The 10738-nt window shown below is 39.9% G+C and carries 9 protein-coding genes; 8 read left to right on the forward strand and 1 reads right to left on the reverse strand.

Annotated features, from left to right (window positions below):
• Positions 1 to 25 precede the first annotated feature (25 nt).
• Both feoB and DWX84_RS22115 read left to right on the forward strand, forming a co-directional pair.
• Positions 26 to 2515 (forward strand): ferrous iron transport protein B, encoded by a 2490-nt coding sequence (feoB, locus tag DWX84_RS18625; protein WP_087343854.1) that lies wholly within the window; start codon positions 26 to 28, stop codon positions 2513 to 2515.
• A gap of 50 nt (positions 2516 to 2565) precedes the next feature.
• Entirely contained in the window at positions 2566 to 2715 is a 150-nt protein-coding gene (locus DWX84_RS22115; protein ID WP_085931208.1) for a FeoB-associated Cys-rich membrane protein, read from the forward strand.
• Positions 2716 to 2782: 67 nt separating this feature from the next.
• Here DWX84_RS22115 and DWX84_RS18635 read toward each other — a convergent pair whose 3' ends face one another.
• Complete coding sequence (locus DWX84_RS18635) at positions 2783 to 4099, reverse strand: UDP-glucose/GDP-mannose dehydrogenase family protein (RefSeq protein WP_057327173.1); 1317 nt, start codon at positions 4097 to 4099, stop codon at positions 2783 to 2785.
• 266 nt (positions 4100 to 4365) lie between these two features.
• Here DWX84_RS18635 and DWX84_RS18640 point away from each other — a divergent pair, with 266 nt between their 5' ends.
• The 6 genes from DWX84_RS18640 to DWX84_RS18665 all read left to right on the forward strand — a co-directional run bounded on the left by DWX84_RS18640 (position 4366) and on the right by DWX84_RS18665 (position 10238).
• On the forward strand, positions 4366 to 5463 hold the full coding sequence (locus tag DWX84_RS18640) for a glycosyltransferase (protein ID WP_005856146.1): 1098 nt from the start codon (positions 4366 to 4368) through the stop codon (positions 5461 to 5463).
• On the forward strand, positions 5460 to 5669 hold the full coding sequence (locus tag DWX84_RS18645; protein WP_005856144.1) for a glycosyltransferase family 2 protein: 210 nt from the start codon (positions 5460 to 5462) through the stop codon (positions 5667 to 5669). The genes DWX84_RS18640 and DWX84_RS18645 overlap by 4 nt, the downstream gene beginning before the upstream one ends.
• 83 nt (positions 5670 to 5752) lie before the next feature.
• On the forward strand, positions 5753 to 6616 hold the full coding sequence (locus DWX84_RS18650; protein WP_008778269.1) for a glycosyltransferase family 2 protein: 864 nt from the start codon (positions 5753 to 5755) through the stop codon (positions 6614 to 6616).
• Positions 6617 to 7005: 389 nt separating this feature from the next.
• Entirely contained in the window at positions 7006 to 7860 is an 855-nt protein-coding gene (locus DWX84_RS18655) for an O-antigen ligase (RefSeq protein WP_224202488.1), read from the forward strand.
• A 3-nt stretch (positions 7861 to 7863) separates the two neighbouring features.
• Entirely contained in the window at positions 7864 to 9297 is a 1434-nt protein-coding gene (locus tag DWX84_RS18660; RefSeq protein WP_121961292.1) for a lipopolysaccharide biosynthesis protein, read from the forward strand.
• Positions 9298 to 9332: 35 nt separating this feature from the next.
• Positions 9333 to 10238: a glycosyltransferase family 8 protein gene (locus DWX84_RS18665; protein ID WP_005868129.1), complete on the forward strand. Its 906-nt coding sequence runs from the start codon at positions 9333 to 9335 to the stop codon at positions 10236 to 10238.
• The last annotated feature ends 500 nt before the right edge of the window (positions 10239 to 10738 follow it).

Genomic DNA, 10738 nt, shown 5'->3' on the forward strand with positions numbered 1-10738 from the left:
ACCTTCGCGTAACATTTAATAGGACATGAGATTATCAGAACTTCGCACAGGCGATAAAGGTGTTATAGTAAAGGTAATGGGTCGCGGAGCTTTCCGCAAACGCATTATCGAGATGGGATTTATCAGAGGGAAAGAAGTGATCGTTATACAAAACGCTCCGCTCAAAGACCCTATTCACTATCGTGTGATGGGATATGATGTCTCATTGCGACGCTCGGACGCCGCATTGATCGAAGTCGTTAGCGCGGCGGATTTCGAGAAGGAACAAGCTACCTCGGTACAAGATACGAACAGGAGTGCAGACTCTTTTATCCTGCCTTCCGGCAATGAATTGCAAGCCATCGCATTACATAAAGGAAAAACAATTAACGTTGCCTTGGTTGGTAATCCGAACTGCGGAAAGACCTCTCTTTTCAATTTCGCATCCGGAGCACATGAGCATGTGGGTAACTATAGCGGCGTGACCGTAGATGCCAAGGAAGGAACCTTCCAACAGAATGGCTATACATTCCGCATCGTAGATTTACCGGGTACTTACTCCCTATCCGCTTACACGCCGGAAGAATTATACGTGCGTAAGCATTTGAATGAAGAGCAACCGGACGTGGTGATCAATGTTATCGACGCATCCAATCTGGAGCGAAACCTATATTTGACCGCCCAACTGATCGATATGGACGTTCGCATGGTAATCGCCTTAAACATGTATGATGAGCTGGAACGCCATGGTAATAAATTCGATCATGAGTCCTTAGCGAAAATGATCGGGGCACCGATTATCCCGACCGTAAGTAAAACAGGATTTGGCATAGAGGATTTGTTTAACCGTGTAATCAAGGTATACGAAGAAGAAGATCCTGTCATCCGTCATATCCATATTAATTACGGAGAGTCTTTAGAGAAAGGGATCAGCAACGTTAGGAAGACCTTGAAAAATAGCGTGGATATACCCAAAAGCTTGTCAAAGCGGTATCTATCTATCAAGCTATTAGAGGGAGATCGGGAGATAGAGACATTTATAAAAACGCTGCCCGGTGCCGAAACGATCTTCCAAGAAAGAGACCGTAATACAGCCCTAATAGAAAAGTTATTGCAAGAGGATTGTGAGACCGCATTCACGAACGCACGCTATGGCTTTATTTCCGGAGCGTTGCGTGAGACTTACGAACAAAATACGATCAAAGAGGCAACGAGTACGCAGATCATCGATCTATTCGTCACGCATAAAGTCTTAGGCTTCCCTATCTTTATCCTATTCATGTGGATCATGTTCGAGGCCACTTTCCGTTTGGGAGGCTATCCGATGGAATGGATAGAGGCATTGGTCGAGGTGATCGGTAATTTCGTGCGCAGCCATATGTCGGAAGGACCTTTGAAGGATCTTCTCGTGGATGGTATCATCGGTGGCGTGGGAGGTGTTATCGTGTTCCTGCCGAATATCTTGATTCTGTATATGTTCATATCGTTCATGGAAGACTCCGGATATATGGCACGTGCGGCTTTTATCATGGATAAGATCATGCATAAGATGGGACTGCATGGAAAGTCATTCATCCCTTTAGTGATGGGATTCGGTTGTAATGTTCCTGCTATCATGGCCTCCCGTACGATAGAGAGCCGTAATAGCCGGATGATAACGATGTTGGTAAATCCGTTGATGAGCTGTAGCGCCCGCCTGCCGGTTTATGTATTGCTGACCGGGGCGTTTTTCCCGAAGAACGCCAGCTTTGTGTTATTAGCTTTATATGTATCCGGAATCTTGCTGGCAGTTATCATGGCCCGTCTTTTCAAACGCTTCCTGTTTAACGAGGAGGATGTTCCTTTCGTAATGGAACTCCCCCCCTATCGGATGCCTACCGGCAAATCCATCATGATCCATATGTGGGAGAAAGCGAAACAATACTTGCACAAGATGGGAGGTATCATCTTGGTCGCTTCTATCATCATCTGGTTCCTTGGGTATTTCCCCAGACATTCGGAGAGCGGAGATCAGTTTGATCGCCAGATAGCGGAGATCGAAAATACGGAGTTGGATTCTCAAGAAAAAACAGATACGATAGAGGAGTTAGAACGCTTGAAGGCAATCGACCACCAACAAAATTCGTATATCGGGCGTATCGGCCAGACGATTCAACCGGTCTTGGCTCCCTTAGGATTCGACTGGAAAATGAGTGTAAGCTTACTTACCGGTATGGCGGCGAAAGAAGTTGTTGTCAGCACGTTAAGCGTATTATACACGGGGAATGCCGATGATGACAGCCAAGCCCTGTCGGAGCGTTTGAAGCAAGACCGTAACGCAGAAGGTAATTTGGTATTCACACCGCTCATAGCGATTAGCTTAATGCTTTTCGTCTTGATTTATTTTCCGTGCATAGCAACTATATCGGCTATTGTCAACGAGTCTGGCTCATGGAAATGGGGTATATTCGTTATCATTTATACTTGTGTCCTAGCATGGATCGTTTCTTTCATTGTTTATCAAACGGGGAATTTCTTTGTGGGTTTATTCAGCTAAGAACTTTCCTATGTTTTATTTAGTTATATATAGGAGGTAAATTTATAGGTATGTGGCAAGATATAGCAGTTTGCGTTATTGGTATCTCGGTTATCGGATATATCGCATATAAGGTTTATCGAATGCTTACGAAACCGAAATCCAGTGATCCTTGCTGTGGGTGTAGTGGGTGTTCGTTAAAGAAAGAATTGATGAAATAGACAATTGGGTTGTGTCAAGCAAAGAATTGCAACACAGCCCCATAACTTATTTCCAACCAAAAGGTCTTTACCGACCTATGCAATGATAAATAAAACCGGCCTCCTCCAATTCTGCCTTATCATAGATATTACGTCCATCCAAGATTAAAGGCGTAGCCATTAATTTCTTAATAACAGACCAAGAAGGCATACGGAATTCTTTCCATTCAGTAACCAACAATAGTGCATCCGCATCTATCACAGCCTCATATATATCTTTAACATAAGAAATCACATCTTCAGGCAAACGTCTTTGAGCCTCAGGTATAGCCACTGGATCATAAGCCGAAACCAGACATCCGGCGTTTCTTAACTTTTCGATCAAAACCAATGAAGGAGCCTCTCGCATATCATCTGTCTCCGGCTTAAACGCCAACCCCCATAAAGCGATACGCTTACCTTTGATATCCCCGTTAAAATGCTTCACTAACTTACGAAACAATATTGACTTCTGCTCTTCATTTACAGCCTCTACCGCTTCCAATATACGCATCTGATAACCACTATCGGCAGCGGTCTTCACAAGCGCTTTGACATCTTTCGGGAAACAAGAACCTCCGTATCCACAACCCGCATACAGAAAACGACTACCGATACGAGCATCCGTCCCAATCCCTTTACGCACCATATTTACGTCAGCACCGACAATCTCACACAAATTAGCGATATCATTCATAAAACTGATACGAGTCGCCAACATAGCGTTTGCCGCATATTTAGTCATTTCAGCAGAAGGGACATCCATAAAAATCACCCGGAAATTATTCAGTAAAAACGGACGATATAACTTTGACATCAATTTCTCGGCACGCTCGGATTCCACTCCTACAACTACACGGTCCGGACTCATAAAATCCTTTACCGCAGCCCCTTCCTTCAAGAACTCTGGGTTAGAAGCAATATCGAACTCTATATTTACATTCCGCTTAGCTTGCTCATCCTTAATAGCTCGCTTTACCTTCTGGGCAGTACCTACTGGAACCGTACTTTTAGTAACAACCAAGATATATTTATTCATGTATCTTCCCACGGTCCGAGCAACCTCCAACACATATTTCAAATCCGCGCTTCCATCCTCATCTGGAGGCGTCCCCACTGCGGAAAACAAGACTTCCACCTCATCCAGACATTCTTTTAACTCGGTAGTAAAATGCAAACGCCCCGCCTGCATATTACGAGCCACCAATTCATCCAAACCCGGCTCATAAATGGGAACGATGCCTTTCTTCAGATTATCGATCTTATTTTTATCCACATCTACACAAAACACCTCTGTACCCATTTCCGCAAAACACGTACCTGTTACCAAGCCTACATAGCCTGTTCCAACTATTGCTATTTTCATAATTCCCTTTGTTTCTCAAAATATCTTAAAAACGTATGCAAATGTACAATAATTCATAGAAATCCGCTATCATAAATATACAAATTGAAAAAAATCATATGTTCGTCTGTTTTTAAAGAAATAACTGTTAACTTTGTATTCGGTTTCCCTTTAATAGAGGGAAATCTTACATTGTTAAACAAACGGAGAAATCAACAATAATAGATTCACCCGTCCGTTATTATTGCAGGTACAGTTTGACAGTAAAGAAAAATAAGGAAGAGAGCATGACTAAAGTTTGTTTCTTGGTATCATCATTATGCAACGAAGGCCCGGTTAATGTTATGTATAACATTATCCAATATATGGACTTCTCCAAGTTCAAGGTATCTATCATTACTTTCATACCAGAGAAAAAAACTACCCGAATTAAGGATTTCCAGAAGTATCCGCTTTCGATTCATCAATTGGCACCAGAAACGCCTCTTAATCCATTCGCTTTATTCACGGCACTAAAACAAGAGGTAAAATTGATCAATCCGGATATGCTTCATGCGCATTGTCCGCGTTCATTATATTTAATGTGCTTTTTACCTCGAAAGTATAAACGAATCTATACGATTCATATCTATCCGGGACTGCAGCAGCAGATATTATATGGAAAATTTAAAGGAGATATCGTCAATCAACTGAACCATTTCTTCACCCGAAAAGTAGATCTCCCCATAGGTTGCTCTGAAAGTGTAGGAAAACTCTATAAAGAAAATAAAGGTTGGGACATCTCTTGCATACCCAATGGATCTTCGTTACCCATCTGGAATTGCGATCCGATTTATCGGCAAAAGCTAAGAAAAGATTTAGGACTAAAAGACGATATCCGATATTTTATTTTTATCGGGCGCTTCTCAGGAGAGAAGAATCCTGAACTATTAATACGTGCCTTTAAACAAATAGGGGCCAAGCAAGTGGGATTGATCATGCTCGGTGAGGGACCCTTATGGGAAGATTTAAAAAAAGAAGGTGATGACCGGATTCTTTTACCCGGTTTTAAAACGAATGTTTATGATTACTTAATCGCTTCCGATTATTATATTTCAGCCTCAGATGTCGAAGGATTGGCAAACACGCTGTTGGAGAGTATGACAGTAGGATTACCTATGTTACTTTCTGATATACCTTCACACCAAGAGGTGCTATCGAAGATGAGCGTCACGACAGGATATATTTTCAACAATAAAGACAGTAATAGTTTATTCGACAAAATAGAAAAAGTGCTCCTGTTAGATCGTACAGAAGTCGCACGAGAAGTACAAGACATATTCCAAAAGCATTATACAGCGAAGAAAATGTCTTTGTCTTATCAAAACGCATATACTAGTTTATGACACCTTATGTATCTATTATAACCATAACAAGGAATCATTTCAAATATATCATGGAGATACTAAATTCGTTGTTCACGACAGGAAGACCATCAGTCCCGCTCGAAGTCATCATCGTAGATAATTGCTCATCTGATGGTACGATTTACTTTTTAAAGAAGAATCGGTTTAAGGTAATAACCCGACCAACAAACTTAATAATGTTATAATAGGTGAAAAATACAATCTATCATCAACAAATAGAACATAAATTGCATCTATAAAATTAAAAACATAATAGGACAAAATGATAATGAAACCAGAAATATCGATTATAACAGTTGGCATGAATCACCTTTCATACGTGAAAGAGATGCTTGCGTCTTTGTATTCAGTAGGAAGTCCATCCGTTTCATTCGAGGTTATTTTTGTTGATAATTGTTCTACTGACGGAACCGCCGATTATATCCGGAACAATTATCCTACCATAAAACTCATTGAGAATCAAAAGAAATATGGTTTTGCCCGAAATAATAATATTGGAGCAAAACATGCTATAGGGAATTATATACTTATATTAAACCCAGACATCATATTAACGCAAGGAGCAATCGACAAATTATACAACTATGCGATAAAACATCCTTCATGTGGAATTGTCGCACCCAAGTTACAAAACCGGGACTGCTCATTGCAATATTCTGCACGTAGATTTCCTTCAATTAAGATTTTGCTAAATCGGGCTCTTACCAAAGGAAATGATAAGTCCGGCAATAAAAATGTTCAAACCTATTTACTGAAGAACCTTCCTATGGACACTCCTACAGAGGTCGATTGGTGTATGGGAGCAGCGTTTTTGATCTCTCACACATTCTACAATGAACTAAAAGGATTTGACGAGAAATTCTTCTTGTATGTAGAAGATATGGATATTTGCTATCGTTGTTGGAAAAAGAATAAGAAGGTAGTCTATTACCCTTTATCCAAAATGACGCATGTTCACCAAAGAAGTAGTCAGCGTCTTAATAAGAAAACGTTAATTCATTTGAAAAGTTTCTTTTATTTCTTTAGGAAAAACAGATTTAAGATCAAATCTGAGGCTCAGCACCTCACAAGTGCACCTCAAAGAGAAAAAGAAACATTTCAGTTACAACCAAAGGTCGTTCCTAGCAAATAAAAAAGATGATACAAGAATTCATAAACAAGCAATTTTATAACTTATTTATTTTCACGTTCATATTTGGATTGGTCCTTTATGGAACGATCGGATTTGATAGTATAGATGAGATATGTGCTTGCATCTTGCTTATCTTATTTATTTTCGCAACATTCAAGACGCCGGATTGGGCTATAAATAAGTCATTTCTAGCGGTAAGCTCTGTTTTCATATTTTATACGATTTATTCGTTTTATATACATAGTAACTCTGCGAAAGGAATCATCTCAGACATGATTATCCAATTTAAACCCTATTTAGCTTTTTTCGCAGTTTATTATCTCTGTCCTGTATTTAGTTCGAAACAGAAAGATTTGATAAAGAAAATCATTCTTATTATATCCTTTTTCATGTTTCTTATAGGATGTGCGTCTCTAGTCTATCCACTCGCCTTCAGAGTAACTGTTGGGCATGTCGCTTATTTCGCCGCTATCATAACCGCATCCTCCCTGCTTTATTATTATTGTAGCGAAGGTGCTAAAATTGATAAGATGATCTTTATCCTTATTTTAGCGATTGGATTATTCTCGGCTCGTTCAAAGTTCTATGGATTTTTTATCATATCTCTGGTCACCGTGATATTCTTCGGGAACATAAGTCGTCTGAAGCTCAATTTCAAGACAATAGCGATAGCCGTATTAAGTCTTGCCGCAATGGTTTTAGCTAGCTGGAAAAAAATGGTCATGTACTTTGGTGTGGGTAAATCCTTGGACAGTGTTCCCGAGGAATTCATGGCCCGTGCCATGCTATACGTCACATCTTTCGAGATTTTCAAGGACTTTTTCCCATTTGGGTCGGGCTTCGCTAGTTTTGCCTCCCACTCCTCTGGCGTTTATTATTCGCCTCTATACGCAAAATACGGTATCGAGAATGTAAAAGGGATCAGTAAAAACAATTATAGTTATATAGCGGACACCTATTATCCCTGTTTAGCTCAATTTGGGATAATAGGCGTATTCTTATATATACTATTTTTCGCCTATATCATACGGAAAGCCTACAAACTATTTCTCTCTACGCAAAAGGAGAAATATTTTATTATACCTTTTCTTATCATCGGGTATCTATTGATTGAGAATATCGCAGATGCCACGTTTACCGGACATCGGGGTTTCTTTATAATGATGTTGTTAGGGCTTGTAATGTCTGAGCAAAAGCACCAATTGTTGGCTAATAAATCAACCTCTCAAAAACAACCCGAATAATACATGGCAAGCAAAACAGTAAACGGTCTTTTTTGGAGTAGCATGGAAAGGATTTCGGTACAGGGAGCTCAATTCGTGTTAAGTCTTTTCATCGCTCGTATCTTGTCGCCTTCCGACTATGGGCTTGTCGCCATGCTTGGTATTTTCATGGCGGTAGCTCAAACGTTCGTTGATAGTGGCTTCTCGAACGCTCTTATCCAGAAACAGGGAAGAACAGATGTAGACTATTCGACGGTTTTCTTTTTCAATATATTTATCGGGATAGCCATGTACCTTCTCCTTTTCTCCACCGCTCCATTCATAGCCTCATTCTACAGCCAGCCTCAACTAGAAACCATCATAAAATTCGTAGGATTAAACTTAATCTTGACCTCATTCTGCGCCGTACAACGAGCACAACTGACCATTTCCCTCGATTTCAAAAAGCAAGCTATCATCTCATTCAGCACAGTAGCTATAAGTGGAGGAATAGGTATATGGCTGGCTTATCATGGTTATGGTGTATGGACACTGGTCATCCAAAGTTTACTCACGAATTTATTAGCTTTGATATTACTTTGGGGAAGTACCCGGTGGATTCCTCGCCTATGTTTCTCCAAAGAGTCTTTCAAGGAATTGTTCGGATTCGGATCTAAATTACTTGCCGGAGGATTGCTTCATACGATATATCTGAATCTATACTCATTGGTAATTGGTAAATATTTTTCATCCGCTGATCTGGGAAACTTCAACAGGGCTACTTCTCTTGCCCAATACGTTTCCGTTAATATAACAAGCATCATCACACGGGTCACTTATCCGATAGAATGCCAAATACAGCATGATAACGAGGAACTGCAACGAAAGTTCTTCATGTTCATCCGTATGACAGCCTTCATCATATTCCCGTTGATGATCGGCTTATGTGTACTGGCTGATCCATTAATTCGTGTTATCTTGACAGATAAGTGGGTACATACCATACCATATTTACAAATATTAAGTATCGCTTATATGTGGGACCCGATCTCACGCCTGAACTGGGATCTGCTCAACGTAAAACGGAGAAGTGATTATTCCCTGCGATCCGAGATCATAAAAAAGCTCATTGCGGTTACTATCTTAGTCATTACCATTCCATTTGGGATCACCATCATGTGCGCCGGTATCGCTGCTTATGCCTTATGTGACATCTATGTATTGACAAGATTCACTAAAAGACTTTTACCCGATGTTTACCTGCGAAAAGAGCTTAAGGCTTTATGTCCTATACTCTTGTTATCCATATCGATGGGACTAATCATATACATTTGCATAAGTTTTATCCCTATCTTATTATTTAAACTCATTGTCGGTATAATTATAGGTATCTGCTATTATCTAACTCTATCCTATTTGCTTAAATGGGAAGAGATAGATTTCATTCTCTCGTTGATCCTAAAAAAACATAGACAGTAGAAACACAGTATTAACTTGAATAAAAAACACATCCTATGGATATTGTATGTTGCACAGACAATAATTATGTCATACCCTGTGGTGTATTAGTAACCTCTATTTGTGTGAATAACCCGAAAGAGGAGATTACGGTACATATCTTGACAGAGGGAATATCCCCTGAAAACCAAGAGGTATTGAAAAAGGTCGTAGCCAAATATGGCCAGCAAATCCAGTTCTATACTGTAGATAAAAAGGTTTTCGCCAACTGCCCGATAAGTAGACATATCACGTTAGCGACCTATTTTAGACTTATCATGACGGATATACTTCCCAAAAGCGTTGAGAAGGTCCTTTATCTCGACTGTGATGTTGTCGTCCGCCACTCACTACGCTCATTATGGGATACGGATATAAAAAGCTATGCCGCCGGAGTAATCCCCGACATGTCAATAGATGACATACGTATTTACAACCGGCTCCAATATTCCCCATCTCTTGGCTATTTCAACGCTGGGGTATTGTTGGTCAACCTAAGATATTGGCGAGAAAATAATCTTTCAGAAAGCTTTTTCGAGATAATCAACAAATACCCAGAGAGACTTAGATACCATGATCAAGATGTATTGAATATAGTATTAAAAGAGATCAAGCTAACCCTCCCCTTGAAATACAATGTACAACACGGATATTTTTTCAAGGACCCGTTGATTAGCCGAGCCTATTGGGATGAAAAAGAGCAAGCCATCAATGACCCTGTTATCTTGCATTATAGCGGAAGCAAACCTTGGTTTATTGAGTTTGAGCCTCCTTTCAAAAAAGATTTCGCTTTCTATTTAAACATATCCGGCTTAGATAAAAGCTTTATTAGGCATATCCCCATGAAGGCACGCATTAAGGCAAGATTCCGTTCGTTACTAGAAAAATTGGGGCTTATCGCTCCCAAGGATAGCCTATTCTAACTTACTTTTATCCACGTTTCACGTTTGTGATAATCCTAAAATAAACAGATTCCCGTGAAACGTGGATTATTATGAAGTGAGAATATATGAATAAACTATTATTTTCGTTCACCCGGTATTAAAAAAATATCGGCCCGATTGTTATCCATCAAGCCCCATTAAAGTGAATAACTTACGGTTTGTCGAGCCGTAAACTTATGGCTATACCTAGTGCTAGACTTACGGCCTAAATAATGGGTAACGAATTGCTAAAGCTCTCATCTGAGCAGCACCGAGCTCCACCAACATATAAAATTGGTAGGATCAACAAGCACATTTTACCTCAATACAGGGAACATCCCCCTTCATACGACGAAGGTGAGATTAAATTAGTGAAGCTAGCTTCATCAACAAAGTTAACTAGCTGGAATGCCTAAGTAAGTTAACTTACTTTGCCGATGAAGCCAACTTACTTTATAACTACGGATATCCAAATGACTATGCCTAAATTTACTTCACAG

The sequence above is a fragment of the Parabacteroides sp. AF21-43 genome (assembly GCF_003635435.1).
Taxonomy (GTDB): Bacteria; Bacteroidota; Bacteroidia; order Bacteroidales; family Tannerellaceae; genus Parabacteroides; species Parabacteroides distasonis.

Excerpts from the sequence above, each read along its gene's own strand:
- feoB (WP_087343854.1), top strand. The coding sequence starts at position 26 with ATGAGATTATCAGAACTTCGCACAGGCGATAAAGGTGTTATAGTAAAG.
- DWX84_RS22115 (WP_085931208.1), top strand. The coding sequence starts at position 2,566 with ATGTGGCAAGATATAGCAGTTTGCGTTATTGGTATCTCGGTTATCGGA.
- DWX84_RS18635 (WP_057327173.1), bottom strand. The coding sequence starts at position 4,099 with ATGAAAATAGCAATAGTTGGAACAGGCTATGTAGGCTTGGTAACAGGT.
- DWX84_RS18640 (WP_005856146.1), top strand. The coding sequence starts at position 4,366 with ATGACTAAAGTTTGTTTCTTGGTATCATCATTATGCAACGAAGGCCCG.
- DWX84_RS18645 (WP_005856144.1), top strand. The coding sequence starts at position 5,460 with ATGACACCTTATGTATCTATTATAACCATAACAAGGAATCATTTCAAA.
- DWX84_RS18650 (WP_008778269.1), top strand. The coding sequence starts at position 5,753 with ATGAAACCAGAAATATCGATTATAACAGTTGGCATGAATCACCTTTCA.
- DWX84_RS18655 (WP_224202488.1), top strand. The coding sequence starts at position 7,006 with ATGTTTCTTATAGGATGTGCGTCTCTAGTCTATCCACTCGCCTTCAGA.
- DWX84_RS18660 (WP_121961292.1), top strand. The coding sequence starts at position 7,864 with ATGGCAAGCAAAACAGTAAACGGTCTTTTTTGGAGTAGCATGGAAAGG.
- DWX84_RS18665 (WP_005868129.1), top strand. The coding sequence starts at position 9,333 with ATGGATATTGTATGTTGCACAGACAATAATTATGTCATACCCTGTGGT.